Here is a 25733-nt window from a genome sequence, read left to right on the forward strand (position 1 = left end):
TCGCACTTCAAACTTCAGCCGCTGAACACGCTGCCGGTCTCGAACCCATTCGGCACCAGCCGCTCCAGAATCGCCTGCTGAATGCGCAGCCTAAGCCGCGCCATGCGGCCCTCGAAGGTGTTGTCGACGCGGATACGACCGTCGTCGCTGGTGACCAGCACACCGGCCACCGCGTCGATGGGCGTCTCGGCCAGCGTCGCCTGTTTGTGCGCAGGCAGTGCGGCGCCGACGTCGCTCCAGTGCGCGTGCAGCAGCTTGGCGTCCCTGGCGTTGGCGGATACGGATAAGCTCGGGTGCTCGATGGTCTCCGCGGCGGTGGCGATGAAGCCGGTCAGCGTCTTGAGGTACGCCGGCTCGTCTTCGCAGTGCGCGCGCATGCGCTCGGCGAGCCGGTGCTCGACGTCGCGCACCAGATTCCAGCGTACCCGGTCGAGGTGGCTTTGGAGCTTCAGCTCCTCCGCCTGTACCTGCTGGCGATAGGTGCGCTCGCCGAGCGCCTTGGCGATGGCCTCCTCGCGCTGCTCGCGCAGCCGGAGCTTGTCCGCCGCGTCGCGCAGGATCTGGTCCCGGGCGCGGTTCGCGCGCTCGCGGTACTCGTTCGCCAGACGCTCGGCGCGGGCGAGGATCGCCTCTTCGAGCTCGTGTGCTTGGGTAACCATGAGTTCAGGGGCTAGGGGCTAGGGGCTAGGGGCTAGGGGCTGGGTTTCAGCAGATTGCTGGAACCGAACATGGCGGAGAGACGCTCGGCGACCTCGCTTTCGAGCTCCACCGGGCCTGCCAGCGGGGGTACCGAGACGACGACGATGCGCCCGCCTTCGCGCCGCACCCGGGCCAGGTTGGCCGCCCCGGAGCGCATGACCGCCTCATCCACGATGACGAAGGCCTTCTCGCGGGACTTGCGCAGCGCCCGGAAGACGACGTCCACCGCTTCCGCGCTTGGGTCCGGATGCGTCTCGAACCCGATGAGCCGAAACCCGTCGGCGAGGCTCGCGGCGCCGAGGAACAGCATCCGCGTTACGCTCGGCGCGTCGGCGGCGGCTGCCACCGCGGCGCGCTCGGCGGCTGGGTCTGCCATGGGGCGATGCCTCCGGTTCGGGTCGTCTCAGGCCGCGGCTCGGATTAGATCCGGTTCAGCAGCAGGATGGAGACGACCAGGCCGTAGATGGCGATACCCTCGGCGAGCCCAAGGTAAATCAAGGTGCGGCCGAGGGTTTCGGGCTTCTCGGTGATGGCGGCAAGCGACGCGGCACCGATCGGGCCCACCGCGATGCCGGCGCCGATGGTGGAGAGCGCGGTCGGGATGCCGGCACCGAGGATTGCAAGCCCCATGCCGGTGGTGATTTCGGTGACCTCAACGATCTCCATGGTCTCTTCGGCAAAGGCCTCGTTGATGCCGAGCATGAGCAGGCCGAGCTGCGCGCCGACGAACACCAGGAGCTGTGTGCCCATCGCCGGCGCGCTCCAGCGCGGCAGCCGGAGCGTCGCGGCGGGCCTAAGCTCCAGGTACAGGCCGGTGGCGATCAGACCGACAATGGCGAAGGACATCAGGGCGACAAGCCAGTACATGCTTCAGGTCTCCAAAATTCTGAACGGAGGGAATTGCCTTCTTGGGGCTAAACGGAGGTATCGCTTTCTGAGGGCTGAGGGCTGAGGGCTGAGGGCCGAGGGCTGAGGCCAAATGCCGAGGGCCAAGGAGCCGGGATCGAGGGCCGATGATCGGGGTCATCAGGATGCCTCCGCGCCGCGTTTGAGGCGTAGCGGTGCGAACTCGTGGCCATCGCCGGAGAAGTAGCGCGAGAAGCCCTCGTAGTATTGCAACCGCATCACCTGGATCGCGACGATGCCGCCCTCCAGCACCAGCACGAAGACGTTGCCGAGGATCACGGTGATGATGTGGCCGGTGGTGCCCATCATGCCCGCAAGGGTCAGCACCGCGAGCGATAGCGCCGCGTGGTTCAGGCTGAAGGCCGCGACGCGCAGAAACGACAAGGTGTTGGACACGTAGCCGATGACGGTCTCAAGCGTCTCGATGAAGACCACGAGCACCTTCTCGCTCGTCGGCGCGTCGAAATGTCGCCAGCCGTAGGCGGCGAGTGCCGCGAGGCTCCCCAGCACCACCAGCGTCGGCGAGGTGCCGAAGCTGCCCTGCTGCGCGACGTTCAGCCCGCCCGCGACCAGCGCCAAATAAAAGGCCAGATTGACCAGGCCGTGGTGGCCGAACCAGGCGCCGGCGATGTTGCGCACGGCGAAGCGGTTGTAGGTCGCGAGCAGGCAGGCGACGACGATGAACGCCACGCCGTAGCCGAGCGCGATCTGGAGCATCAGGATCGGATGGTGGATCGGGCTCTTCCACAGTGCCGGCAGGATCTCCTCGTAGCCGAAGATGCTGCCGTACAGGAAGCCGAAGACGATCGACGCTGCGCCCGCCATGACGCCGAACAGCCAGAAGCGCCCGAGCTTGGCGCGGAAGGTCCAGGCGAGCCCGGCGATGACGGCACCCTGGCCGACGTCGCCGAACATGGAGCCGAACATGAGCAGGAACGTGAACGCGAACAGCGGCGTCGGGTCCACCTCGCCGTACTGCGGGATGCCGTACTGCTTCACCAGCATCGCAAAGGGCGCGAGCCAGCGGTTCTTGACCGCCACCGTCGGCACCAGATGGCGCTCGTCCGGGCGCGGCTCGCGCGCCTCCAGGTGGAACGGCATGACCAGCGTCTCCTCGAGCCGCTGTTCCAGACCAGCCACCGCCGCCGCCGGCACCCAGCCCGCCAGCACCGCGAGCTGGCCCAGGCTGCGGATCGACGGGTCCAGGGTCACGAAGGGCTCCGCGAGCAGCAGCGTGCGGCGCGCATCGACGAGCATCTCGCGGTTGGACTGCTCCCACTGCGCGATCTCGGTTTGCAGCGCCTCGCGCTGGCCGGCGATCTCGGCGCGCCGGGTCGCGAGCTCCTCTTGCTTCTGCGCCGGGTCGGTGTCGGCCAGGCCGCGCGGGATCGGCAGCGCCTGGAAGCCGGCCGACGTGAGCACGGAGTCGAGCTGTGCCTCCCCTTCGCCGCGCGGGCCGACGATGATGACGTGGGCGCTGTCGGCGCGCTCCAGGTACTTAAACAGTAAATGGCCAGCGAGCTGCACGGCGCCCTGCAGGCGGCTTACGTTCTCGCGCGGCACGACGCCGACGTAGAAGTCCAGAAAGCGCGTCTTCGTGCGCAGCTTGCCGAGGTCGATCTTGAGGTTGGCGAAGTTCTCCAGCGCCGTCTGCTGATCGCGCAGGAAGCGCTCTTCTTCATCCAGCCGGTGGAAGGCCTCCTCGAACCGCGACGCCTCTTCCCAGCGCTCGCGCAGCAGCAGGCTGACGGCGATCAGCTCGTCGGGGTGCACGACGTGGAGCTGGCGGATGGGCGGTGCCGCCGGCACCGGCACGAGCTTGGCGATCTTGTCGAGCCGCGAGGCGGCCTGGCGGTAGCGCTCCCGGTAGTCGCGTCCCGGTGCCTCAGCGAGGACGCTGGCTTCGGGCAGGCGGTGGTCCGGGTGGAAGCTCTCGGTCTCGGCGAGGGTCAGCGACGCCTGCGGCAGGTCGTCGGTCATCACCAACAGCCGCACGTGCTGCATCGGCAGCGGCACCAGCGTGGCGATGAGCTCCAGCGTGCGGGTGGCCACTCTGTCGGCGTTGATCGGGATCGGGGGCATCGGGTCTTGCAGTAGTTGAGGTACAGGCGCGGTGCGGGCGCGTCAGGCGGCGGCGCGGGCGTCGACCGGGCAGTCCGGGTCGGCGAGGTCGATGGCGATCTCGACCACCTGCTGCGGCAGGCCGAGCAGGCGCCCCTGCACCAGCGCGTAGAGCAGCAAGAGATCATGCTCGCGCAGCACCAGGTAGGCCAGCGCCCGGCTCACGGCGGACCGGCTGCCGGCGAGCGCGCGGCGGCACTCCGCCACCAGATAGGCCTCCGCGCGGTGCTGCGCGTCGATGAGGTTCCGGCTGCCGGCCAGGATGCGGTCCAGCGGCGCCGGCAGCGCCTCGATCACCTGCTCAAAGCTGTCGATGTTCGCGAGCGCCAGCAGCCGGTCGCGGTGCAGAAGCCGCTTCGAGGGCACCAGTTGGTAGAAGGTCTCGCTCGGTGAGAGCCGAAACGAGAAGCGAAAGCGCAACAGCCACATCAGGTTGGTGCGGTCCAGGATGGCGCCGACGAGCTGCTGCACGGCCTGGGCCTCCTCGCCGCGCAGCAGCTCTGCGCTGCGTGCCAGCTCCGCGAAGTAGCGCTGGTCCACCGCGGCCTCCAGCACGAAGGGGTCACGGCGCTGCTCGTAGGACTCCCGCGCCTGCCGGGCGATGATGCGCAGCGGCCCGCGCTCCAGCGCGCGCAGCAGCTCCAGCACGTTCTCGGCGCGGTAGAGCTCCTGATGCGGCAGGCGCACGCGCGGCGGCAGGTCGAACAGGTTCGCCCGGATCTCGTCCTGATCCAGCTCATAGAGCTTGCCGCGGATCAGCGTCTTCAGATTGAACAGCGCGTATTTACGCACCCAGGTCAGCAGGAGGTTGCGCTCGGCGGCGTGCATGGGCCGGATGAGCACGGCGAGGTCCGCAAGCAAGCGGTGGATCAGTGCCTGCTCCACGGCGCGGGCCTTGGTGCGGGCGTCGAGCTGTTCCTCGAGCAGTGGCTGCACACCGAAGCGCTCGGCCAGCTCGGGTAGCGACAGCCCGGCGACCTGGCGCAACGCGTCCGGATCAAAGAGCCGCGTCGCCATCGCGGTGACGCGGGTATTGAGATAGGCCTGGCTGCTGGTGCTCATGCGCGGCGGCTCGGCGCGTGCTCTGCGCGGCGGTGCGGCCGGGGCGCGGCTCTGGCGCGGGCGTGCATTCAGCGGGCCGGGTCGATCAGGAGCTCAAAGGCGGTGTCGAGGGCGTCCTGCTCGCGGACCTCGGCGACGTTGCGGAGCTGCACGTGCCGCTCGTCGTAGCGGCGCTTGAGCTCGGCGATGGTCTGATCGGCGCGGTCCGCGGCCTTGCGGATGAAGCTCCGGTGCAGGTCCGGGATGCGCGTCGTGAAGCGCTGGTCCTCGGCACGCGCGTCGGCGACGGCCGCCTGGATGATGCGCTCGCGCTCCTGCTCCGCCGTGTGCGCGATGCTTTCGGCGCGCATCTCGGCGTCGAGCAGACGTTGCAGGATGTCGTCCATCAGGGGCTCCGGCGGTGTGCGGGCTTGAGGCGGGCGGCGGCAGCGGCAGCGCCGCCGGCTACCAAGGCGCGCAGAGTAGCCAATGCGGGCCGTCTCTGGCCAGTGTCGCGGCATGCGCGCTTGTCGTGGATCAGTCGCCGCCGAGGCGCGGATGCGGGCGCTCGGCGTGCCGTCGCTGCCTCCGGTCCGTCGACGCCGCGCACGTTGACGCGGGTCATGCGCCGGCGCGCGTCCGTCGGGGAGCCTGGGCGCCGGGGTCCGCGGCCTGCGCTCGGCGCCACCGGGGTTGCCGCTGTCCCAGGTTGAGATTATGAGTTTGTACTAATATTCCAATCAGAGGGGACAAGGTGCCCAGCATGCCACAACCAAGCCCGATCCATTCCACCGCCAGCCCGCGCAGCCAGGGCCGGGCGGCACTGCGCCTTGCGGGCGCGTTGTTGCTGCTGGCGGCGCTCCCGGTCGCGGCGGACCTGCCCGCGACTGCCGCGAAGATGAAGCAGAGCGTTGTCGCCATCGGTACCTATATGGCCATTCGCGCCACCCAGCAGCAGCCGCGCGGCACGGGCTTCGTCGTGGCGCCGAACCACGTCATCACCAATGCCCACGTGGTGCCCGCCAAGCTCGACGCAGACCGTCGCGAAACCATTGCCGTCTACCGCCCCGCCGCCGGCAATCGCACCGAAATGCGCCCCGCGAAGCTCATCGCCCGGGACGCCGAGCACGACCTGGCGCTGCTGCGCTTCGAGGGCGCCGCGCTGCCGGCCGTCGCGCTCGGGCGCACGGCCGACATCCGCGAGGGGCAGTGGGCGGCGTTTACCGGCTATCCGCTCGTGAACGCGCTCGGGCTGTATTCGGCCACGCACCGCGCGACGGTGGCGGCCATCGCGCCGGTGGCGTCCCCCGTGGGCTCCGGCAGGGAGCTGACGCCGGAGATGATCAAGCGCCTGTCGGCACCCTTTTCCGTGCTGCAGCTCGACGCGGTGGCCTATCCCGGCAACAGCGGCAGCCCGCTGTTCGATGTCGAGACGGGGCGCGTCATCGGGGTCATCAACAGCGTCTACGTGAAGCGCACGCGCGAGTCCGCCATCAAGGAGCCGTCCGGCATCAGCTATGCAATCCCCGTCGATCATGTGCGCAACCTGATGACGAAGGCCGGGCTACGCTGAGCAGGGCCGGCGCGGCACAACGAGAACAACATAAGCACAGAGGGGGCGCACATGGCCGAGCGTCATGGGGCCATCGATAGTCAAGCCGTGGACGCGGCCTTCAACCGGGTGCTCGACGCCGAGGCCGAGGCGCGGGCCGCCATCGCCGACTGCCGGGAGCGCGCGCGCGCTCAGGTCGCCGCCGCCGGGCGCGCCGCCCGCGCCATCGCCAGCCGGGCCGAGCGGCGTATTCAGGCCGCGAACCACATCGCCGACCGCGGCATCGAGCGCGGCTTGGCCGAGCTTGCCGCGGCGGCCGCGAGCGCCCCGCCCGCCGCCGGCCCTGATACGGCCACCGTGGCGCGGCTCACCGCGCGGCTCGCGGCGGAGCTGACCGGCGGCGGCGACGCGGAGCCAAGCCCGTGAGCGCGGTCTGCCGCGGCTTCGCACTGGCGCAGGCGCGCATCCAGGCGCGCTACGCGGCCCTGGCGGCGGAGACTGACTGGCGGCGCCTGAGCGGCGTCCGCGCGCTCGGTGCCTGGCTGGAGGATGCCCGCGTCGGCCCGCTGCGGGACTGGGTCAAGGGCTTCTCGGCCGCGAGCACGGCGCACGACATCGAGGCCGGGGTGCGCGGGCTGCTGGGCGAGGAGATCGACGCCGTCCGCGGCTTCGTGCCGCCGCCCTGGCAGGGCGCCGTCGCCTGGACCGGCTGGGCGGCGCTGCTGCCGCTGTTCGAGCAGCAGCGCGCCGGCCACGCGCTGCCGCACTGGGCGGTGCTGCTGCCGGCGGTGGCGGCGCTGCTCGACGACGACGGCGCCTGGCAGACGCGGCCGTTGAACGTGGCGGGCATCGCGCCGCTGCTCGATGCGCAGTCCCCGGACCCGGTTGCCGAGGTCTGGCTCGCCGGTTGGCGCGAGCGCTGGCCCGACGCGCCGGCCGCGGTGCGGGCGGACCTGGAAGGGCTCGTCGCGCTGTTCGGCAAGCACCTGGACGCCTTTCGGCGCGCCAGCCCGCCCGCGGCCTGGACGCTGCGCCAGCAACTGCGCGAGCGGCTGCGGTTCCGGTTCCATGGGCTGGGGTTGTCGCCTGCGGCGCCGTTCGTGTACCTCGCGCTCGTTGCGCTCGACCTGGAGCGGCTGCGCCGCGCGCTGCTGGATCGGGCGCTGTTCGCGGCGACCCCGGCCGATGCCGCGGGTCTTGGCACGGTGGAGGCGGCCTGATGTTCCGACCGCTCGCCACCCGCTGGTTCGAGGTGCTGTGCCCGCGCACGGAATCCGTGCGCACGCTGGCGGAGCTTGCGCGCACCGGCGCCGTGGAGCTGGAGCTGCGCCGCCCGGACGCTGCCGACGAACCGCTCAGGGACATCGCCGCGGGGCTCGCGGAGTATCAGCGCCTGTTGCCGCGCTACCAGCGCTACTGGCAGCGCGGGCGGCTGCGGCGTGGGCCGCTCGGCAGCGCGCCGACGCAGGTCATGCAGCGGGCGCTCGGTCGCATTGAGGCCTGGCGGTGCGAGGCGGACCCACTCATCGACCAGCTCCAGGCCGTCGAGGAAGAGCTGACCGGCCTTAAGTGGCTGGAGCAGATCATCGGCAAGCTGCGCGGCAGCATGCTGGATTTCTCGCGCATCACCGCGTCCGGCCCGCTGCTGGGCACCTTCTGCGCCATCCTGCCTGGCGGCACCGTGCTGGACCTGCCGGCGCCGGCGCTGGCCCGCTCCGTGCCCTGGGACGCGGAGGACTGCTGGATGATCCTGGCCCCCGCGGAGCGTCTGGAGGCGGCCAAGGCGCGGGTCAAGGCGCAGCAGGGGCGCATCGTCGTGCGCCCGGGCTGGCTGCGCGGCGACGCCGTGACGGCGCACGCGCGCATCCGCGCCCGGCGCAGCTTCCTGTCGCGGCGTGCCGTGCACCTGACCGCGGAGCTCGACAGCCTGTTCGACGAGTACGCCCTTGATGCGAGCCTGGGCGAGGTGCTGTGGCTCGACTGGTTCAGCCGGCGGGTCGGCGGTCTCGAGTGTGCCGGCGAGCACCTGTCCTGGATCACGGGTTGGACCGATGACCTCGAGGGCACCGCGCTGACGGCAGCGCTGGAGCGCGCCGGCACCCGCGCGCTGCTGCGCTTCGCCCCGCCGCCGCCGGGCGCCCGCCCGCCGCTGGTGCTGCGCAACCCGCCCTGGATCAGGCCCTTCGAGCTGTTCGCGCGGGCGCTCGGCGTGCCGGGCGGCGATGAGGCGGACCCGTCGCCGCTGCTCGCCGTCGTCGTGCCGCTGCTGTTCGGCTATATGTTCGGCGACGTGGGGCAGGGGCTGGTGCTGGTGGCCGTCGGCGTTTGGCTCATGCGCCGCTTCGACGCCGCACGGCTGCTGGTGCTGTGCGGGGCGTCGGCAACGCTGTTCGGCTTCTTGTTTGGCAGCGTGTTCGGCGTCGAGCACTTGATCCCGGCGCTCTGGCTGCATCCGCTGGAGGAGCCGCTCACGGTGCTCGCGGTGCCCCTCGGCTTCGCCGTACTGTTGTTGTCGCTGGGGCAATTGCTCGCCGGTTTCGGCGCCCGCGGCGCGGGCCGGCTGCGGCATTGGGTGGAGGTGGATGCGGGGCTCCTGGTGCTGTACCTCGGGCTGGTGCTGATGCTCGCCCTGCCCGGGGTGGGCGGCGGCTGGTTGGCGCTACTCGGGCTTGGCTGGTACGTGATCGGGAGCTGGGCGCGGGCGCAGCGGCTACTGGGGATGCTGGCGGCGCTTGGGCACCTCGCCGAGAACGGGTTGCAGCTCCTCACCAACACGCTGTCGTTCGCGCGGGTCGGTGCCTTTGCGCTGGCCCATGCCGCGCTGTCCTCCGCCATCGTGACCATGGCGGTTGCCGCCCCCGGCTGGGCGGCGCCGATCATCCTCATCGCCGGCAACGTCCTGATCATTTTGCTGGAGGGGCTCGTCGTGTCGATCCAGACCACGCGGCTGGTGCTGTTTGAGCTCTTCAACCGCTTTCTTCGCGGCACCGGCCGGGTGTTCAGCCCGCTGCCGGCGCCCCCCGCAGTCGTCACCGGAGGTCCCTCATGACCAAGTCCGTCTTCGTCGCCGCATCGCTGTTCCTGTCCGCCGTGTTGGTGGCGGCGCTCGCGAGCCTGCTGATGTGGCAGCCCTTGGCCTTCGCCGAGACCGATGTCGTGGCCATCACGGAGCGCATCATCGACCCGGGCGTGCAGCGTTGGGGCTTCGTGACGGCGGCGGCGGCCACCGCCATCGGGTCCCTGGGTGCGGCCTACGCGGTGGCCACCATCGGCGCGGCGGCGGTGGGCGCGCTCACCGAAAAGCCGGAGCTGTTCGGCCGCGTCGTGATCCTGGTGGGCCTCGCCGAGGGCATCGCGATCTACGGCCTCATCGTCTCGGTGCTGATCCTGAACAGGCTCTAGCGCCATGGCCGGGCGCTGCGTCTTCATCGGTGATGCGGTGAGCGCCGCCGGCTGGCGGCTCGCGGGTGCGGATTGTCACACGCCGGCCGCGGCGGACACGCCGGCGCTGGTCAAGCGCCTGCGCGCCGATGCCGACGTGGCGCTCGTGGTCATTACCGCGGCGCAGGCCGCGGCGCTGCCGGCGGCGCAGCGGGACACGGCTATTGCCGAGCAGCGCCCGCCGATGCTGGTGGTCGCGGACATCCTCGGGCACGTGGTGCCGCCGGACCGCATGGCGGCGCTGAAACGTCAGCTTGGGTTGGCGGAATGAATACCGAAGAACGCGAGCGCGCGCTGCTCAAGCTGGTGCAGGACGAGCGCGACAAGGCCTGCAACCAACTGCTGGCGGAGGCCGCCGAGCGCGCGGCGGCCATCACGCACGAGGCCCACCGGCGCGAGCGCGCGCTGCTGCACCGGCGCGTCGTCGCCGAGCGCAGCCGCGCGGAGGGCCTGTTGCGGGCCGCCGCGGCGGAGCGGGCGACGGCCGAGCGTCGCCTTGGCGAGGCCGCGGACGCGGCGCTGCTCGCCGCCGCGTGGCCCCGGCTGCGCGAGCAGCTCGGCGAGCGCTGGGCCGTCGCCGCGAGCCGCCGGCAATGGGTGGAGACGACGCTGGAGCAGGCGCTGCGCCGGCTGCCGCGGGCGCGCTGGACCATTCGCCACGCCGCCGGCTGGCCGGAGGAGGAGCGCGCCGCGGCCCTCGCGCGCCTCGGCGATGCCGGGCTGCCGGAGCCCGCGCTGCGCGCCGACGGCGACATCGCGGCGGGGCTGGTCGTCGCCGCCGGCGGCGCGGTGCTGGACATGAGCGTCGCCGGTCTACTGCAGGACCGTGCGCGCATTGAGGCGCGGCTCTTGGCACTGGCCGCCCGCGCCGCCGACAACACCCAAGCGGAGGAGCGCGCATGAACGCCCGCGCCACGACCACCTGGATCAGCGGCCCTGTGCTGCGCGCCGCCTCCACCGGCGCCTTCCTGCTGCGCGAGGCCGTCGTCGTCGGCGACGCACGCCTGCTCGGCGAGGTCATCCGCGTGTCCCGCGAGGAGATTACGGTGCAGGTCTATGAGGACACCTCGGGCCTGCGCCCGGGCGACCCGGTGGAGGGCAGCGGGCGCTTGCTGTCGATCCGGCTCGGCCCTGGCATCCTGGGGCGGATCTTCGACGGCCTGCTGCGGCCCATCGGCGTGGAGGACAGCAGCGTGGACGCCGCCCGGGTGCGGCCCGGCATGCGCGAGGCGCCGCCCGGCAGCTTCCGCTTCACGCCGCGGCTCGCCGTGGGCGATCGCGTGGCACCCGGGGCGATCGTCGGCGATGTCGGGCCGGACGCGGCCGAGACCCCGGCGGCAGGCCTGCGCCAGCGCTGCCTGGTGCCGCCCGATGCCGCGCCCGGCGAGGTCGTCGAGCTGGCCGACGCCGGCTGCGTTGCCGAGGACGCCGCCATCTGCACCGTGCGCACCGACGACGGCGGCGAGTACGACATTGCGCTGTCGCATCGCTGGCCCGTGCGGCTGCCGCGGCCGGTGGCGAAGCGGCTGCCGGCCGATGAGCCCATGCTCACGGGCCAGCGCATCCTGGACTGCCTGTTCCCCATCGCCCGCGGCGGCACGGCGGCCATCCCGGGCGGCTTCGGCACCGGCAAGACGGTGTTGCTGGAGACCATCGCCAAGTGGTGCGACGCCGACGTCATCGTCTACGTCGGCTGCGGCGAGCGAGGCAACGAGCTGGCGGGGCTCTTGGCGGAGTTCTTGGAGCTGGAAGACCCGCGCACCGGCCGGCCGCTGCTGGAGCGCACCGTCGTCATCGCCAACACGTCCAACATGCCCGTCGCCGCCCGCGAGGCCAGCATCTACACCGGCATCACGGTGGCCGAGTACTTCCGCGACCAGGGGCTCGATGTCGCGCTCATGGCGGACTCCACCAGCCGCTGGGCGGAGGCGCTGCGCGAGGTGTCCGGGCGCCTCGGCGAGCTGCCTGGCGAGGGCGGCTATCCGGCCTATTTGTCCTCGCGGCTGGCGGACTTCTACGAGCGCGCGGCGCGGGTGGAGACGCTTGCCGGGGCGCCGGGCTCGGTCAGCGTCATGGGCGCCGTGAGCCCGCCTTCGGGTGACTTCTCGGAGCCCGTCACCAACCACACGCGACGCTACGTCGGCTGCTTGTGGGCGCTCGACGTGCGCCGCGCGCAGGCGCGCTTCTATCCGGCCATCCATCCGCTCACGTCTTACAGCGACAGCGCCCGGGGCCTCGCGCGTTGGTGGCACACCGAGGGCTGCACGCGCTGGGAGGCGCTGCGCCGGCGCTTCCTGACCCTGCTGGAGGACGAGGCGCGCCTGGAGCGCATGGCCCGCATCATCGGCCGCGATGCGATGCCGCCGCGTCAGCGCCTGACGCTGGTGTCGGCGCAGCTCATCAACCAGGCCTTCCTGCGCCAGTCCGCCTTTTCGGACATCGACCGCTACGCCACGCCGCAGCGCCAGGCGGTGATGATGCGCCTCATCGGCAGCTTCATCGACGCCGGTGAGGCGTTGCTCGCCGATGGCGTCGCGCCGGAGCGGCTCGCCGAGGCGCCCGTGTTCCGCGCGCTGATGCGCATGGGCGAGGAGATCCCGGAGGGCGACTGGGAGCGCTTCTCGGAGCTGGATCGCGAGCTGAGCGAAACGGTGCGTTTGATTGGGGAAGGAGCTAGGAGCTAGGAGCGAGGGGCTAGGGGCTAGGGGCTAGGGAGGCGTCGCCGCAGACCGACAACTCATGCGCATGGCTATCGAAATCGACATCGAACCGAGTGGCGACCGATCCCGATTTCGATCCCGACGCACCTGGCCAGTTCGACGCCCCTTCCAAACTTGACGCATCTGCAAGCATTTGGCGCCGTCAAGCAATCTAGGAGCTAGGCCGAGTGCTGGGATGGTTCCTCGGTCCTCGGCCCTCGGCCCTCGGCCCTCTAAGTAGCCATCTCCGCCATTTTGGTCTAGGCTTCCTGCCAAATGACAGTCGGAGCAGCCAGAATGCACATCGCCGAGCTTGCTTGCCCTGCCTACGAGGCGAACCGGACCACCGATGACCTCCTCGGCGGCGCCGCCGTGCTTGCCCGCGTGCCGCGTTCCGAGCTCGAGTGGGTCGACCTGATCCGCCGCGGTCTGCCCGCGCCGGCCCTGGACGCCCTGGCCCGCAATGCAGGTCTCGCCAAGGCCGACATTGCCGCCGCCGTCGGCATCCCGGAGCGCACGCTCGCCCGGCGCAAGCAGGAGGGCCGGCTGCACGCGGAGGAGTCCTCGCGGCTCGTGCGCCTCGCCCGCGTCATCGCCCGTGCCGAGCAGGTCTTTGAGGAGCCCGCCGCCGCCATAGACTGGCTCAAGTCCGCCAACGCGGCCCTGGGCGGCGCCACCCCCTTGAGCCTGCTCGACACCGACATCGGCGCCGAGGGCGTCATGGACACGCTGGGGCGAATCGAGCACGGCGTGTTTGCTTAGCAGCACCGGCAAGGCGGGCAGCGCCGTTTGGCGCAGTCCGCTCCTGCCGCTGCGGAACCTCGGCGCGAGATAGACAATGCCCCGCACCTGGCGCCTCACCACCGCCCGCTTCGCCTGCACCGCCTTCACCGGCGACGGCGCCCGCCGATGGGGCGGTCGCTGGAACCCCAAGGGGCGGGCCGTCGTCTACACCGCCGGCAATCTATCGCTGGCCATGCTGGAGATGCTGGTGCAGGACCAGCCGCTGCGCGCCCGCTATGTCGCTATCCCCGCCGAAATCCCGGCCGACCTCGCCATCCGGCACATCCGCGCCGACGAGCTGCCGGCCGACTGGCGCGAGCCCACCGGCCGCGACCGCCTCCGCCATATCGGCGCCGACTGGCTCGCCCGGCGAGAGACCGCCGTGCTCGCCGTGCCGAGCACCGTCATTCCCAGCGAGACCAACTATCTGCTGAATCCGGCGCAGGCGGACTTCGAGCGCATCGGCATCGGCGAGCCCGAGCCGCTGGTGACGGACCTGCGGCTGCTGGGGCGTGGCGGCGCGGCTGAGCGGTGCGAGGGCAGAGGGCCGAGGGCCGAGGGCCAAGGGAGCCCCGCCTCGGCCCTTGGCCCTTGGCCCTTGTTTCCATGCCCCGACGAGCGGGCTGCGCAAGAAGAGGCGCCGCGCCCTGATCGGTCTGAGGCTCTGCCTCACTAGCCCCTAGCCCCTAGCCCCTAGCCCCTCCCATGCGCGTCGTCCTGGTCCACGGCATCTTCGACACCGGCAGCAAGTTCAAGGTCTTGCAGCCGTACCTGGAGTCGCGCGGGCACCAGTGCCTGGCGCCGTCGCTGACCCCGAACGATGGCCGGGACGGGCTGCCGGCGCTGGCCGAGCAGCTTAAAGGCAAGATCGACGCGGCCTTCGGTGCCGACGCGCCCTTCGCGCTCGTGGGCTTCAGCATGGGCGGGCTGGTGTCGCGCTGGTACCTTCAGGAGCTGGGCGGCCATGCGCGGGTGGACCGCTTTGTGGCCATCTCCGCGCCGATGCAGGGCACGCTCTGGGCCTATGGCTATCCGGGCGTGGGCGCGAAGCAGATGCGCCCCGGCAGCGATTTCCTCGCACGGCTCGGCACGACGGTGGACCGGCTGGCCCACCTGGAGCTCTTCGCCTACTGGACGCCGTATGATGCCGTGATCGTGCCCCAGGCGAGCGCGGACTGGGACCTTGCGGACAGCCGACGCATCCCGGCGCTGTGCCATCCGTGCATGCTCTGGCACGAGGACCTGCTGGCCGAGTTGGCGGCGGCGCTCGCGAGCGCTTGAATTGATGCAGCACCGGTAAGCGGGCCGCAGCGTTCCTTGAGATCGGTCTGGGCACGGCCGATAATGCGGCGCCCATGCGTCGGCGCTCGCCGTCGGCCGAGAACACAACTAGCACCGCCGCCACCCGCCCATGAAGCTCGGAATTCCAAAAGAGTCTGTCGCCGGCGAGACCCGCGTCGCCACCACGCCGGAGGTGGCGCAAAAGCTCATCAAGCACGGCTTCGAGGTGCTGCTTGAGCAGGGTGCCGGCGTTGCCGCGCACTACACCGACGACGCCTACGCGGCCGTTGGTGTCCAGCTCGTCGAGCGCGCCGCCTGCTTCGACGCCGATATCCTGCTCAAGGTACGACGGCCGTCCGACGACGAGGCGGCGGCCGTGCGCTCGGGTGCCGTCTACATCAGCCTGATCGAGAGCTGCGGCGACGATGCGTTGCTCGGGCGCATGGCCGAGAACGGCGTCACCGTGCTCGGCATGGAGCGCATGCCGCGCATCTCCCGCGCCCAGTCCATGGACGCGTTGTCCTCGCAGAGCAACATCGCGGGCTACCGCGCCGTCATCGAGGCGGCGGCCTGCTACGGGCGCTTCTTCCCGATGATGATGACCTCCGCCGGCTCCGCGAAGCCGTCGCGGCTGGTGGTGCTCGGCGTCGGCGTCGCGGGGCTCCAGGCCATCGCGACGGCCCGCCGGCTGGGGGCCGACGTCTACGCCTACGACGTGCGCCCGGAAACCAAGGAGCAGATCCAGTCCTTGGGCGCCAAGCCCATCGAGCTTGATCTCGGCGAGAGCGGTGCGGGCGAGGGCGGGTATGCGAAGGAGCTCTCCGACGAGGCCAAGGCGAAGCAGCAGCAGCTCCTGGCGGACGAGCTGGCGAAGGCGCACATCATCATCACGACGGCGCTGATCCCCTGCCGGCCGGCCCCGGAGCTGGTTACCGAGGCGGTGGTGCAGCGCATGCGCGCGGGCTCGGTCATCGTCGATTTGGCCGCCGCGCAGGGCGGCAACTGCAAGCTGACCGAGCCGGATCAGGTCATCGTGCGCCACGGCGTGACCATCGTCGGCCATACCAACTACCCGGCCATGGTGCCGGCGGACGCGAGTGCCTTCTATGCGAAGAATCTTGCCAACCTGCTGGAGATCATGGTGGACAAGACCGACGCCGGGCTGGCACTTAAGGATCTGACGCAGGACGAGATCACCAAGGCGATGATTCTGGGAGGCTGACCCATGCAGAATCAGTACACGGCGGTGGTCAAGCACACCGGCGAATGGTGGTTCGGCTGGATCGCCGAGGTGCCCGGCGTCAACTGCCAGGAGCACACCCGCGAGGATCTGCTGGAAACTTTGGCCATCACTCTGCGCGAGGCGCTCGAATTCAACCGGCAGGATGCGCTGCGCGATGCCGGCTCCGATTTCACCGAGGAACGCATTGCGATATGAAGCGCGCGCAGTTGCTGAAGCACCTGCGCGCGAACGGGTGCGAGCTGCTGCGGGAAGGGGCGAAGCATTCCTGGTGGTGGCATCCGATCAGCCGCCGTCGGACGGCTGTCCCGCGGCACCGCGAGGTCGATAACCAGCTTGCAGACAAGATCTGCAAGGATCTCGGCATCGACACAGACGGTTGATCCAGGGCGCAGCAAGCCTTCACGCGGTCGCGTGAGCCGATCACCGATTCCACCCTGCATGCGTCAGCAACGCCGACCATCGACGGGAAGAACAACCTTACTGGAGCCAACCGGATGTCCGAATCCCTCACTGCCCTCTACGTTTTCGTCCTCGCCTGCTTCATCGGCTATTACGTCGTCTGGGGTGTGACCCCATCGCTGCATACGCCGCTGGTGGCGCTGACCAATGCCATTTCCGGCATCGTGCTCGTGGGGGCGTTGCTCGTGACCGGGCTGGACGAGGCGGGCTGGTTTGCCTCGGGCTTGGGCTTTATCGCCGTGCTGCTCGCCAGCATCAACGTCTTCGGCGGTTTTCTGGTGACGCACCGGATGCTGTCGATGTTCAAGAAAAAGAACAAGTAAGGGGGGCGCGGCAATGGAGCTCACACTCAACCAGCAGGGCATCGCCTATCTCATCTCGGCGGTGCTGTTCATCTTTGCGCTCAAGGGTCTGACCCACCCGGCCACCGCGCGGCGCGGCAACATGCTCGGCATGCTCGGCATGGCCATTGCGCTCGGTGCCACCCTGCTCGGGTCGCAGGTGCAGGACTATGGGCTGATTCTCGTCGCGGGCACCCTTGGCGCCGTCATCGGCATCGTGATTGCGTTGCGCATCCAGATGACGGCGATGCCGCAACTGGTGGCGGCGCTGCACAGCTTCGTCGGCATGGCGGCGGTGCTGGTGGCCATCGGCACCTTCGTCAACCGCGCCCAGGCCGGCACGCTGAATTCGGTGCTGATGGGCGAGCTCTCCGCCGGCATTGTCATCGGCGCCATCACCTTCACTGGCTCGGTGATCGCATTCGCGAAGCTGCAGGGCATCATGTCCGGTGCGCCCATCAAGTTCGAAGGCCAGCACCTGCTGAATGCCTTCATGGGCGTCGTGACGGTGCTGCTGGCGGTGGAGTTCGCGCTCACCGGCGATATCTGGTCGCTGCTGTTGATGACGCTGTTCGCCTTTGCGCTCGGCGGCACGCTCATTATCCCCATCGGCGGGGCGGACATGCCGGTGATCATCTCGATGCTGAACAGCTATTCCGGCTGGGCAGCGGCGGCGACCGGCTTCACGCTGCACAATGATCTGCTCATCATCGTCGGCGCACTGGTGGGCTTCTCGGGTGCCATCCTGAGCTTCATCATGTGCCGCGCCATGAATCGCAGCATCATCAACGTGATATTCGGCGGCTTCGGCACCGACAGCGGCAGCGGCGACAGCGTCGGCGCCGTGGCGGCGGAGAAGGGCGTGAAGTCGGCCTCCGTTGAGGACGCGGTCTATTGGATGGAGGATGCGAGCAGGGTCATCATCGTGCCCGGCTACGGCATGGCGGTGGCACAGGCGCAGCACGCGCTGAAGGAGATGATGGAGCTGTTGCAGGCCCGCGGTGTCGATGTCAAGTTCGCGATCCACCCCGTCGCCGGGCGCATGCCCGGGCACATGAACGTGCTGCTGGCGGAGGCCGACATCCCCTACGACCAAGTGCTGGAGATGGACGAGGTCAATCCGCAGTTCCAGGGCGCCGACGTGGCGCTGGTGGTGGGCGCCAACGACGTCGTGAACCCCGCCGCCAAGGAGGACCCGTCGAGCCCCATCTACGGCATGCCCATCCTGGAGGCGGGCCGGGCGAACCAGGTGTATTTCCTCAAGCGCTCCATGCGCCCCGGCTACTCGGGCGTCGACAACCTGCTCTTCTATCGGGACAACACCTCGCTGATCTTCGGCGACGCCAAGGACACCATCGAGGGCATGGCCACGGCGCTGAAGGGCGGCGGTCACTGAGTTGCTGCTGCGTCAGCGCAACACCAGGGGGCCGAAACCCGGCGGCGGCCTTCGATGGCGCGTCGCCTGTTCGTAGGCGAACGCGAAGCGGAACAGCCGGCCCTCATCGAAGGGGCGCCCGAGCAACTGTAGCCCGAGCGGCAGCCCCGTCGCCGTGAAGCCCATGGGCACGGTGATGGCGGGCTGGCCCGTATGCGGTGCGACGATCGGGCTGTTGTTGCCGTGTGGGCTCTCGTCGTCGCCGACGAGCCGGGGCGGGTTGCTCCAGCTCGGGTAGAGCAGGGCATCCACACCAGCGGCATCCATGGCCGCGAGCACGGCCGCCAACAATGCCCGGCGACGCGGGTCGCCCGCGACCTCGACGCAGGGCGGCTCCTGCGCGGCCGGGTCGCCGTCGGCGGACAGCGCCCAGTCCATGGCTTGCTGATGGCGCGGCAGAAAGAGGCCGGCGGCGACGATCTCATCGAGCGACTTCGCGGGCGCGTCCGGGCCGAGGGTCGCCAGGTACGGCGCGAGGTCGTGCCGAAAACGGCTGCAAAAGCCGGTCGCCGCGGTGAGCTTGCCGAACTGCGGAATCTCGATGGGATCCACGATAGTCGCGCCGGCGCGCTCAAGGTCCGCAATGGCCCGCGCATAGACCGCCATCACCTCCGGGTCCGCCGTATCCGTGTCCACTGCTGCCCGCAGCATGCCCAGGCGCGCCCCGGCGAGGGCGTCCGCCGTCAGATTCAGCAACGGACCCACGGGCGGGTGTGTGCGGGCGGCCTCGGTGAGCGAATCAGCCGGGTCGTAACCCGCCACCACGGAATAGACCAGGGCCGTGTCCGCCACCGTGCGCAGCATCGGCCCGCCGACGTCGCGATTCGCGAGCAGCGGCACGATGCCGTCGCGACTCGTGGCGCCTAGCGTCGAGCGGATGCCCACCAGCGCAAGGTGCGACGCCGGCCCGCGGATGGAATTGCCCGTATCGCTGCCCATGCCGATGACGCCGAGGTTGGCGGCGATGGCCGATGCCGTGCCGCCGCTGGAGCCCGCCGGCACGCGCGCGAGGTCGTAGGCGTTGCGGGTCTCGCCGTGCGTGGAGCTGATGGTGCGATAGGGACTGAAGGCCCATTCGCCCATGTTCGACTTGGCCAGGATGATCGCGCCGGCGGCGCGCAACTGCCGCACCATGTGGGCGTCGTCCGGCGGCAGCGAGCCGGCCAATGCCACGGAGCCCGCCTCCGTCGGCATGTCGGCGGTGTCGAAGTTGTCTTTCAGGATCACCGGGATGCAGTGCAGCCGGCGCAGCCGGCCGAGGCGAACGTGCTCCGCATCCAGCTCCCGGGCGCGCGCCAGGGCGTTGGGGTTCACGCGGATGATGGCGTTGAGCTCGGTGTCGGTGGTGAGCGGGATGGGCAGCGGCGGCGCCGGGGCTTTGGCCGCGACGGCCTCGGGCGGCGGGTCATAGGCCGCGATGCGCTCCAGGTAGCCCCGGGTCAGTGTCTCGCAGGTGAGCCGACCGTTCAGCAACGCCGAGTGCAGCTCCTCAATCGTGGTCTCGACGAGATTGGGCGCCGCCCCGGCAGCGTCCTTGCCTGGTCTATCTGCATCTAACCGGCCTGCTAGCAGCAGAGCCGCCAGGGTCACGAGCAGCGCCGTCCAGGGCGCTGTGCGTGCTGTGTGCCGGGCAATCGCCATCGCAGTGCTCCGATTCGCTCAAGCCATCAGCGTTGCAGGTAGCGCGTTTCAAACCCGGTGTCCCGGGGCAGCTCGACCTCCTCCACCAGGGTTCGCTGCAGCACGCTGAGCGCAATGGCCGTCTGCACCGCGGAGCCTAGGTGGGCGCGGTGGTAGCTGTCGTCGGCCGGGGTCGCGGCGAGCGCCGCTTGCAGGGCCGGAAACCGCTGCGGCTCCGCGAGGCCGGCGTGCTCGAAGACGCGGTCGGTGTCGAAGGCGGCGATGAGCCGCTCGGAGCGTAGTAGGGGTGCGTTGAACTGCTTCTTCGGCGTCGCGACGAAGTGCGCCGGCAGCAGCCGCCGATAGGTCCGCCGCAGCAGGATCTTGTCGCGCAGGCCCAGCACCACGGCGCGGTCCGGCTGGGTCTGCATGAGCCGGCGGACGTGGTTCGACAGGAACGGCGTGCGGCCTTCCAGCGTGTTGGCCATCTCCATGCGGTCGCCGACCCAGTTCAGGATCAAGACCGGCAGGTGGCAGCGCACGAAGTAGTTCTGCCATAGCACCAGCGCCCAGAGCGGGTTCGTGAGCCGGGCGTCACCGTCGTCGATGCCGGCGGCGAACCAGCTCTGCACGGACTCGGCTTGGGTCCTGAGCCAGGCCTCCGCTGCGTCGGCCCCGAGCAGCGCACCGGCGATGCTGCTGATCTGTCCGAACAGCGGGTGCTGCACGCCGAGGACGCGCAGGCTCTGCACGAAGTCGTCGCCGGTGCCCTCGGCGCTGGAGCCCGACAGCCAGGGGTCTTTGCCGTGCGCGGCGAAGCGGCGGGCATACAGGCTGTCGACGGCGAAGGCCCCGAGCGGCATGGCCTCCAGAAGCGCTGCGATCCCGCGCTCGGGCAACCGCAGCCCGCGCTTCCACAGCAGATGCTTCCACCAGTTGGCATAGCGGTAGCTTGGATAGCCGCACAGCACCTCGTCGGCGCCGTCGCCGGTGAGCACGCCCTTGACGTGCTCGCGGGCGAACCGGCTGAGCCACCACTTGGCTGCGCCGTTCGTAAAGGGCTGCACCAGCTCGCTCGCGTGCACCGCGAGCGGGTAGGCATAGTCCAACGCCGGGCCGTCGATGCGGATCACGTGCGGATCGAGGCCGACGAAGCGGGCATAGTCCAGGGCCGCATCGGTCTCGTCGTAGCCTGCCTGCGTGAAGCCGATGGTGAAGGACTTGAGCCCAGCGGCGCCGCCCTTCGCCCGCGCCAGCTCGAAGGCGATGGCCTTGGAGTCGATGCCGCCGCTCAAGTAAACGCCGAGCTCCACGTCGCTCAGCAGGCGCTCGCTGACTGCGGCCTGCATGGCCGCCTCGAAGGCCTCCTCCGTCGCCATCGGGCCGTTGGTTCGCGTGCGGATCGGCTCCGGGAAGGTGTTGAGTCTGCACACCAGGCCCGAGGCGCCGCGCCGCGCCGACAGCACACCGCCGGGCGGCACCTGAATGATGTCGTTAAAGGGCGTGCAGATGGGCTCGAACAGGCCGGTGAACTGTCGCAGCAGTCCCGTCCGGCACCAGGCCTTGCGCGCTGCGATGCCTTTGATCTCGCTCGCGAATTCCAGCCGCGCACAGCCGAAGTCATAGCTCGGTGCGAAGCAGGAGAAGCGCCGTGTGGCCACGTCGCCGCCGAGCCCCAAGAACAGCGGCTTCACGCCGAAGCGGTCTCGGTGGGCGACGAGCCCGGAGCCGTCCACGGCGGCGATTACGAAGGCGTACTCGCCTTCCAGCCGCTCGAAGAAGGCCTCGCCGAAGGCGCACCAGCCCTCAATCAGCGTCTCGGTGTCGCTGCGGGTGACGAAGCGCACGCCGGTCGCGCGCTCGATGGCCGGGCGCAGCGACAGGTGGTTGTAGACCTCGCCGTTGAAGACGATGACGTGCCGGCCGTCCGCGCTCGGCATCGGCTGCCGGCCTGCGACCACGTCCTGGAAGGCGAGTCGGAAGTGGCTGAGCCAGACCAGGTCTAGCAGCCGCTCCCGGTGCTCCGTGTCGCCGCGATGCGCGACCCGTTGGGCGGCGCGGCGGAACCCCGCGAGCCCGGGCTGGAAACCCGCCCGCGCCTGCTCGCCCGCGAAAAGCACTCCGGAGAACCCGCACATGGCCTGCCTCTGCTGTTGCGATGCCGTGGCGACAGGCTAGCGGCGCCGCCCGGCTGCCTCAAGCGCCATTGCGGTGTTAGCCATCGTTTCAGGAGAGGCGCTGGAAACTGCAGGAGGAACGGAGCGGGCGCGGACCGAGCGGCGCACAAGACCTCGCCGCAGCCCTGTCGCGCGACGCCGCGGAAGTCGCCGAGGATCTCGCCTTGCTCAAGGCGTGGGGCGTCGTCGAACAGACGCCGGACGACCGCTTCCGCGTGCCATGGGACGAGGTGGACTTGCGGCGGCGCCTGGCACGGCGGGCGGCCTGAAGCGCGACCGCCATCCTCTGCCCGGTCAGGTTTACGAGCATAACGTTAAGGCTGGCGCGCCGCCCGTTGCCGCGCCGGGGCGCAGCGACAGCGCGGCGACGGGCGGTCGGACCGATGCGCTTGTTGGGCTTCTCGACGCGACCGATTAACCAAAGTGGACAACTGCAACGGGCTGTGGCTTGGAAAACGACTTACCATGCAGCTTGATCCTGCCTCCGGCGCAGGGACTCCGGTCACCCGGAGCCACGCCAAAGAACCGGGCGTGCGGTTCTCTCGCATCCGGTTGCACTGGTGCCGAGGCTCTGCCTCGGCACCGGGTCCTGCCGCCAGTGCACGGACCAAGGCGGCAGAGCCGCGAAGAGACTTGCGGAGGCAGAGCCTCGGCACGAGAGAAAAGAAAAATAGTGTAAACGGTAAAGTGTCACCGTAATGAAGACCCTGTATTGGCGTCGTTGGAACGTCGAGCTCGACGTGCGCAACATCAAGACGACACTCGGCATGGAGGCGCTGCGCTGCCGTACCCCGGAGATGGCGCGCAAGGGGCTTTGGGCCTACCTGTTGGCCTACAACCTGATCCGGCTGCTCATGGCCCAAGCCGCCATGCTCGCCGACCAGGTGCCCCGCCAACTCAGCTTCAAGCATACGGTGCAGGTCTGGATCAGTTGGCATGCGCGCGGCGGCGCCAGCCATGACGGCGTGGTCATCCACGGGTTGCTGCTGCTCATCGCCGAGCCGCGGGTTGGCCTCAGACCGGGGCGAATCGAGCCGCGTCAGCGCAAGCGCCGGCCCAAACCGTTCCCCTTGATGACCAAGCCGCGGCCTGAGGCGCGTGAGGAGGTGCGACGCAACGGGCATCCGAAGAAGCAGCACTGAGTCGGCAAGGGGGCCGCCAAGTGCATGATTCAGTGAGATTTCCGCTTAAGTTAGCGCCATTCGGCTCTGACCCCTTTTTCCTTTACCTGTTGGTGGCCTGTGGAGAGATTTTGCCGAAAAGCTTGACAGACCGACTCAGGGCGTATGTTGGGCACTCACTTGGGCTACCCTTCGACCGCCGAATAATTATTGGGTTTATCCAAATCATCCGCTAGTTTGCTTCACCCAATAGTTATTAAATTGTTCGCAATCAAATAATCCGTTGGAATTCATTAGATTCTTTGGCAGCGTATTTGCGGGCGCTTCATGGTGCAAGGCTCTAGCGATCTGCGTGTATACGTTCGATGTCTTGCACCATCCTTGCTTGCCGAAGATCTTTGAAAAAAACTCTTCAATCTGCCGTTTTCGACTACCCAGCAATTGCGGGTCGATCAATGCTAGTGCCTGAGCGCCCGTGAAAATCTCGTCCTCCCTCCCGTATTCAAGTAAGGCGTCGAAGTGGTCCAGATAAAAATCTAGTGCCTTATCGTGATACCGCCCCCTCTTCAAGTTATAAAAAACGAGGCCGGCATAAGTCGTTCGAGTTTCTTGGTCAGGGGAAATACTACCATTTAGAGCCAAGATCATCTCAGACCTCTCGCCCGCCTCAGAAAACGCCTTCACCAGAAGGCCTTCATAATCGTCTGGGAAAGATTGCAATCCGCGTAAGCTTTCGGTGAACTGCCTATCGAACTCGTTCATCGCGGCGCGCGTTTGTTCGATCCGGTGAACGATTTCTTGGTGGGTCGTGGGAGCGACAAAAAAAGTCGTGTAAATCAAGCTTCCTATCGCAACTACTATACTAAGAGCGCCAATCCAGAATCCAAGGATCGAGAATTTGCCTGCCTTCTTGTTTTCGATTAGTTCGGCTTGAACTGGTTTAATTATTTCTGACCTAATGGCGGCTATGTTATTCTCCAGCGCCTCGACATTGTGTTGATGTCGTTCGAGCTTTTCTATAGTTTGGGTTAACGCATCGACTCTAACCCCCTTGCGAGCGAGACCGTTATCAATGGCACGTAGTTCCTCGATTAGATCCTCGAATCGCTGGATATCACTCACCGCTCTGCTCCTTATGCCATCCAAGATAGGTTGAAGCGTTCGGGTGTGGCCATTCTGGCTGATGAAGGAAACTCACTCCCATAGGATGCAATGTCTAATCAGTTACCATGAAAGTCGCGCGTAACGCGCTCCTTAATCTCCCTCTCCCTCTGGGAGAGGGCCGGGGTGAGGGAAACGGCCATGGCGAGCAGCGCCTTTCATCCCCCGGGGTGGCGCTTGTCGCCATGGCCGTTAGCCTGGATGTTGTCGTCGCTTGGTGCGGCGTGTTTCGCCCAACAGTTACTTGGGCCGCAGCCTGTGCTTCGGGCGTTAGGCTAGGCCTGGTGTTCAGCATTCTGCTTGGGCGTAGTCTAGCCAAAAAGCCTAAGACCGCAAGAGGGAAACCCGGATGGTAACCCATCCTCCGCGCGCCCGGGCGCTGCGTCATGCAGCGGAGCGTGCCCCCGGGGGCGTGGGGCGTGGGGCGCGGGGCGCCGACGGCGCGAGGAAGGCGCGCCGTCCGGGTGGGATCGGTACCTGACGTTGCTGGAGGAGGAGCGCATTCCGGAGAGCGCGCGGCGCTGGTATAGGGTCCGGGCCAGGCGTTCGTGGAGGCGAATGCGCCCGAAGCGCTTGGGCGAGCTGACGGCGGAGGCGATCAAGGCGTTTTTTCAGCGCTATGCGCGGGAGCAGCGGCTAAGCGGTCTGCTCCGCTGGAGCAGGGCGACAGCCCATGCCGCGCCGCCGGGCGGGCGACTGCCCTTGTGCCCTTGTGCCAGCCCAGGCGACGCCGACGCGGCATCGAGCCGCGACGGCGCCGAGCCGGCTGGAAAGCCGGCGGTCCCAGTCAGCCGCGCGTCGGCGACGCGCCTGACCAGCCCGACGCGTGGTTCAAAACTTGACTCATTTGTGCGCATCTGACCCTGTCAAGCGATCTAGTGTGATCCGTGGCCTGTCTCCCCCTGGCTCAGGCGCAAGGCCGCCGCCGGTCTCGATGCCGTGCTGCCACAGCTCATACTCGCTGATATCGATGTCCGGCCCCCAGGAAACGCCAGAACCGCCGGGCTCCACGCGCACATTGTTGAACAGGGCTGGGTGTCGCGGTGGGGCGAACATCTCGTGCTCCACGAGACGGTGGACGTCGTAGCACTTTCGGACGGCATTGGTCGAAGGTCACGACCAGGATGTGTCCTTCACTGGGGACCACGCTCCTGATCTTGGGGCTGTTGCTGTCATTGCAGCGGAGGAAGTTTCTTGAACTGCTGTGTTGCCCGCATGTCTTACAGGTCTTGCCGGTAGCTGCCGGCCCATTCGATGACGAGCTTCCTTGCTCGCGGCGGTAGATCGCCCTCAATCATTCCCAACGTCTCGATGTTGAACAGCCCCACAGATTCGCCGTAGACGGCGTGGAAGTGCGGCGGCGGGTAATCACCGAAGAACAGCTTGATGATGATGCCGTAAAAGCGGGTGATCTCCGGTATGTCAGCCCGGCCTTGATCATCATTCCGGTCAAGCGACGGGCATGGCAGGGGGCCGAAGGAATGCGCCTGTTGTCCCGCGCCATCAACGCAGCCACTGGCGCGACGACTCTCTCTGTGGTGACACCGCTCCCGCGGTGTCACCGCCTCCCGGCGCTCCGCGCCCACCCGCCGCGCTCGCTGTCCCAAGGCCGCTGCCGACCTCGTCGCCCCGTTACACCCCGCGGGGCGCAGA

Annotated in this window: 27 protein-coding genes; 17 read left to right on the top strand and 10 right to left on the bottom strand. The window is 68.8% G+C overall.

Annotated elements, in window-relative coordinates; all coding sequences use genetic code 11:
- Window positions 1–14 precede the first annotated feature (14 nt).
- From ML01_RS19900 to ML01_RS19925, 6 genes are all read right to left on the bottom strand, one after another.
- Complete coding sequence (locus tag ML01_RS19900; protein ID WP_058557140.1) at window positions 15–659, bottom strand: V-type ATP synthase subunit E; 645 nt, start codon at window positions 657–659, stop codon at window positions 15–17.
- A 32-nt stretch (window positions 660–691) separates the two neighbouring features.
- Window positions 692–1075 carry a V-type ATP synthase subunit F gene (locus ML01_RS19905; protein ID WP_058557141.1) on the bottom strand — a complete coding sequence of 128 codons (384 nt, stop codon included), beginning with the start codon at window positions 1073–1075 and terminating at the stop codon, window positions 692–694.
- A gap of 44 nt (window positions 1076–1119) precedes the next feature.
- On the bottom strand, window positions 1120–1566 hold the full coding sequence (locus tag ML01_RS19910) for an ATP synthase subunit C (RefSeq protein WP_058557142.1): 447 nt from the start codon (window positions 1564–1566) through the stop codon (window positions 1120–1122).
- Window positions 1567–1725: 159 nt separating this feature from the next.
- Complete coding sequence (locus tag ML01_RS19915) at window positions 1726–3609, bottom strand: V-type ATP synthase subunit I (protein ID WP_058557168.1); 1884 nt, start codon at window positions 3607–3609, stop codon at window positions 1726–1728.
- A gap of 120 nt (window positions 3610–3729) precedes the next feature.
- Entirely contained in the window at window positions 3730–4788 is a 1059-nt protein-coding gene (locus ML01_RS19920) for a V-type ATPase subunit (protein ID WP_058557143.1), read from the bottom strand.
- Window positions 4789–4856: 68 nt separating this feature from the next.
- Complete coding sequence (locus tag ML01_RS19925) at window positions 4857–5174, bottom strand: ATPase (protein WP_058557144.1); 318 nt, start codon at window positions 5172–5174, stop codon at window positions 4857–4859.
- A gap of 356 nt (window positions 5175–5530) precedes the next feature.
- Here ML01_RS19925 and ML01_RS19930 point away from each other — a divergent pair, with 356 nt between their 5' ends.
- The 16 genes from ML01_RS19930 (at window position 5531) to ML01_RS20005 (ending at window position 17962) form a co-directional block, all read left to right on the top strand.
- Window positions 5531–6340 (top strand): S1C family serine protease, encoded by an 810-nt coding sequence (locus ML01_RS19930; RefSeq protein WP_058557145.1) that lies wholly within the window; start codon window positions 5531–5533, stop codon window positions 6338–6340.
- A 51-nt stretch (window positions 6341–6391) separates the two neighbouring features.
- A complete protein-coding gene (locus ML01_RS19935; RefSeq protein WP_058557146.1) occupies window positions 6392–6745 on the top strand; it encodes a hypothetical protein in 354 nt (117 codons plus the stop codon).
- Window positions 6742–7539 carry a hypothetical protein gene (locus ML01_RS19940; RefSeq protein WP_058557147.1) on the top strand — a complete coding sequence of 266 codons (798 nt, stop codon included), beginning with the start codon at window positions 6742–6744 and terminating at the stop codon, window positions 7537–7539. The genes ML01_RS19935 and ML01_RS19940 overlap by 4 nt, the downstream gene beginning before the upstream one ends.
- Window positions 7539–9368, top strand: a complete 1830-nt coding sequence (locus tag ML01_RS19945; RefSeq protein ID WP_058557148.1) for a V-type ATPase 116kDa subunit family protein — start codon at window positions 7539–7541, stop codon at window positions 9366–9368. The genes ML01_RS19940 and ML01_RS19945 overlap by 1 nt, the downstream gene beginning before the upstream one ends.
- A complete protein-coding gene (locus ML01_RS19950) occupies window positions 9365–9721 on the top strand; it encodes an ATP synthase subunit C (protein WP_058557149.1) in 357 nt (118 codons plus the stop codon). The genes ML01_RS19945 and ML01_RS19950 overlap by 4 nt, the downstream gene beginning before the upstream one ends.
- A 4-nt stretch (window positions 9722–9725) precedes the next feature.
- Window positions 9726–10031 carry a hypothetical protein gene (locus tag ML01_RS19955; protein ID WP_058557150.1) on the top strand — a complete coding sequence of 102 codons (306 nt, stop codon included), beginning with the start codon at window positions 9726–9728 and terminating at the stop codon, window positions 10029–10031.
- Window positions 10028–10663 (top strand): hypothetical protein, encoded by a 636-nt coding sequence (locus tag ML01_RS19960; protein WP_058557151.1) that lies wholly within the window; start codon window positions 10028–10030, stop codon window positions 10661–10663. Before ML01_RS19955 ends, ML01_RS19960 begins: the two co-directional genes overlap by 4 nt.
- Window positions 10660–12444 (top strand): V-type ATP synthase subunit A, encoded by a 1785-nt coding sequence (locus tag ML01_RS19965; RefSeq protein WP_058557152.1) that lies wholly within the window; start codon window positions 10660–10662, stop codon window positions 12442–12444. The genes ML01_RS19960 and ML01_RS19965 overlap by 4 nt, the downstream gene beginning before the upstream one ends.
- Before the next feature lie 312 nt (window positions 12445–12756).
- On the top strand, window positions 12757–13221 hold the full coding sequence (locus ML01_RS19970) for an antitoxin Xre/MbcA/ParS toxin-binding domain-containing protein (RefSeq protein ID WP_058557153.1): 465 nt from the start codon (window positions 12757–12759) through the stop codon (window positions 13219–13221).
- Window positions 13222–13297: 76 nt separating this feature from the next.
- Entirely contained in the window at window positions 13298–13918 is a 621-nt protein-coding gene (locus tag ML01_RS19975) for an RES family NAD+ phosphorylase (RefSeq protein ID WP_082674469.1), read from the top strand.
- A gap of 29 nt (window positions 13919–13947) precedes the next feature.
- Window positions 13948–14523 (top strand): triacylglycerol lipase, encoded by a 576-nt coding sequence (locus ML01_RS19980; protein ID WP_058557154.1) that lies wholly within the window; start codon window positions 13948–13950, stop codon window positions 14521–14523.
- Window positions 14524–14653: 130 nt separating this feature from the next.
- Entirely contained in the window at window positions 14654–15745 is a 1092-nt protein-coding gene (locus ML01_RS19985) for a Re/Si-specific NAD(P)(+) transhydrogenase subunit alpha (RefSeq protein ID WP_058557155.1), read from the top strand.
- 3 nt (window positions 15746–15748) lie between these two features.
- A complete protein-coding gene (locus tag ML01_RS19990; RefSeq protein WP_058557156.1) occupies window positions 15749–15961 on the top strand; it encodes a type II toxin-antitoxin system HicB family antitoxin in 213 nt (70 codons plus the stop codon).
- Window positions 15958–16146 (top strand): type II toxin-antitoxin system HicA family toxin, encoded by a 189-nt coding sequence (locus ML01_RS19995; protein ID WP_058557157.1) that lies wholly within the window; start codon window positions 15958–15960, stop codon window positions 16144–16146. Before ML01_RS19990 ends, ML01_RS19995 begins: the two co-directional genes overlap by 4 nt.
- A 114-nt stretch (window positions 16147–16260) precedes the next feature.
- The gene (locus ML01_RS20000) at window positions 16261–16548 is read left to right on the top strand and encodes a proton-translocating transhydrogenase family protein (protein ID WP_058557158.1); all 288 of its coding nucleotides are present in this window, start codon (window positions 16261–16263) and stop codon (window positions 16546–16548) included.
- Window positions 16549–16561: 13 nt separating this feature from the next.
- A complete protein-coding gene (locus ML01_RS20005; protein ID WP_058557159.1) occupies window positions 16562–17962 on the top strand; it encodes an NAD(P)(+) transhydrogenase (Re/Si-specific) subunit beta in 1401 nt (466 codons plus the stop codon).
- Between the two features lie 12 nt (window positions 17963–17974).
- On the opposite strand, the gene ML01_RS20010 is transcribed toward ML01_RS20005, so the two are convergent.
- A complete protein-coding gene (locus ML01_RS20010; RefSeq protein WP_058557160.1) occupies window positions 17975–19642 on the bottom strand; it encodes an amidase family protein in 1668 nt (555 codons plus the stop codon).
- 26 nt (window positions 19643–19668) lie between these two features.
- Window positions 19669–21759 carry an asparagine synthetase B gene (locus tag ML01_RS20015; RefSeq protein ID WP_058557161.1) on the bottom strand — a complete coding sequence of 697 codons (2091 nt, stop codon included), beginning with the start codon at window positions 21757–21759 and terminating at the stop codon, window positions 19669–19671.
- Between the two features lie 737 nt (window positions 21760–22496).
- Between ML01_RS20015 and ML01_RS20020 the strand changes: the two genes are divergently transcribed.
- The gene (locus ML01_RS20020; protein WP_058557162.1) at window positions 22497–22940 is read left to right on the top strand and encodes a transposase; all 444 of its coding nucleotides are present in this window, start codon (window positions 22497–22499) and stop codon (window positions 22938–22940) included.
- A 204-nt stretch (window positions 22941–23144) separates the two neighbouring features.
- On the opposite strand, the gene ML01_RS29080 is transcribed toward ML01_RS20020, so the two are convergent.
- Together ML01_RS29080 and ML01_RS30775 are read right to left on the bottom strand one after the other, a co-directional pair.
- Window positions 23145–24041 carry a hypothetical protein gene (locus tag ML01_RS29080; protein WP_156427871.1) on the bottom strand — a complete coding sequence of 299 codons (897 nt, stop codon included), beginning with the start codon at window positions 24039–24041 and terminating at the stop codon, window positions 23145–23147.
- A gap of 1259 nt (window positions 24042–25300) precedes the next feature.
- On the bottom strand, window positions 25301–25733 hold a 433-nt coding region (locus ML01_RS30775), incomplete at its 5' end, for a DUF4160 domain-containing protein (RefSeq protein ID WP_254045328.1).

This window comes from Thiohalocapsa sp. ML1 (genome assembly GCF_001469165.1).
GTDB lineage: Bacteria > Pseudomonadota > Gammaproteobacteria > Chromatiales > Chromatiaceae > Thiohalocapsa.

Bases quoted from the DNA above. Each gene is read 5' to 3' on its own strand.
- ML01_RS19900 (WP_058557140.1), bottom strand. From the start codon at position 659: ATGGTTACCCAAGCACACGAGCTCGAAGAGGCGATCCTCGCCCGCGCC.
- ML01_RS19905 (WP_058557141.1), bottom strand. From the start codon at position 1,075: ATGGCAGACCCAGCCGCCGAGCGCGCCGCGGTGGCAGCCGCCGCCGAC.
- ML01_RS19910 (WP_058557142.1), bottom strand. From the start codon at position 1,566: ATGTACTGGCTTGTCGCCCTGATGTCCTTCGCCATTGTCGGTCTGATC.
- ML01_RS19915 (WP_058557168.1), bottom strand. From the start codon at position 3,609: ATGCAGCACGTGCGGCTGTTGGTGATGACCGACGACCTGCCGCAGGCG.
- ML01_RS19920 (WP_058557143.1), bottom strand. From the start codon at position 4,788: ATGAGCACCAGCAGCCAGGCCTATCTCAATACCCGCGTCACCGCGATG.
- ML01_RS19925 (WP_058557144.1), bottom strand. From the start codon at position 5,174: ATGGACGACATCCTGCAACGTCTGCTCGACGCCGAGATGCGCGCCGAA.
- ML01_RS19930 (WP_058557145.1), top strand. From the start codon at position 5,531: ATGCCACAACCAAGCCCGATCCATTCCACCGCCAGCCCGCGCAGCCAG.
- ML01_RS19935 (WP_058557146.1), top strand. From the start codon at position 6,392: ATGGCCGAGCGTCATGGGGCCATCGATAGTCAAGCCGTGGACGCGGCC.
- ML01_RS19945 (WP_058557148.1), top strand. From the start codon at position 7,539: ATGTTCCGACCGCTCGCCACCCGCTGGTTCGAGGTGCTGTGCCCGCGC.
- ML01_RS19950 (WP_058557149.1), top strand. From the start codon at position 9,365: ATGACCAAGTCCGTCTTCGTCGCCGCATCGCTGTTCCTGTCCGCCGTG.
- ML01_RS19955 (WP_058557150.1), top strand. From the start codon at position 9,726: ATGGCCGGGCGCTGCGTCTTCATCGGTGATGCGGTGAGCGCCGCCGGC.
- ML01_RS19960 (WP_058557151.1), top strand. From the start codon at position 10,028: ATGAATACCGAAGAACGCGAGCGCGCGCTGCTCAAGCTGGTGCAGGAC.
- ML01_RS19965 (WP_058557152.1), top strand. From the start codon at position 10,660: ATGAACGCCCGCGCCACGACCACCTGGATCAGCGGCCCTGTGCTGCGC.
- ML01_RS19970 (WP_058557153.1), top strand. From the start codon at position 12,757: ATGCACATCGCCGAGCTTGCTTGCCCTGCCTACGAGGCGAACCGGACC.
- ML01_RS19975 (WP_082674469.1), top strand. From the start codon at position 13,298: ATGCCCCGCACCTGGCGCCTCACCACCGCCCGCTTCGCCTGCACCGCC.
- ML01_RS19980 (WP_058557154.1), top strand. From the start codon at position 13,948: ATGCGCGTCGTCCTGGTCCACGGCATCTTCGACACCGGCAGCAAGTTC.
- ML01_RS19985 (WP_058557155.1), top strand. From the start codon at position 14,654: ATGAAGCTCGGAATTCCAAAAGAGTCTGTCGCCGGCGAGACCCGCGTC.
- ML01_RS19990 (WP_058557156.1), top strand. From the start codon at position 15,749: ATGCAGAATCAGTACACGGCGGTGGTCAAGCACACCGGCGAATGGTGG.
- ML01_RS19995 (WP_058557157.1), top strand. From the start codon at position 15,958: ATGAAGCGCGCGCAGTTGCTGAAGCACCTGCGCGCGAACGGGTGCGAG.
- ML01_RS20000 (WP_058557158.1), top strand. From the start codon at position 16,261: ATGTCCGAATCCCTCACTGCCCTCTACGTTTTCGTCCTCGCCTGCTTC.
- ML01_RS20005 (WP_058557159.1), top strand. From the start codon at position 16,562: ATGGAGCTCACACTCAACCAGCAGGGCATCGCCTATCTCATCTCGGCG.
- ML01_RS20010 (WP_058557160.1), bottom strand. From the start codon at position 19,642: ATGGCGATTGCCCGGCACACAGCACGCACAGCGCCCTGGACGGCGCTG.
- ML01_RS20015 (WP_058557161.1), bottom strand. From the start codon at position 21,759: ATGTGCGGGTTCTCCGGAGTGCTTTTCGCGGGCGAGCAGGCGCGGGCG.
- ML01_RS20020 (WP_058557162.1), top strand. From the start codon at position 22,497: ATGAAGACCCTGTATTGGCGTCGTTGGAACGTCGAGCTCGACGTGCGC.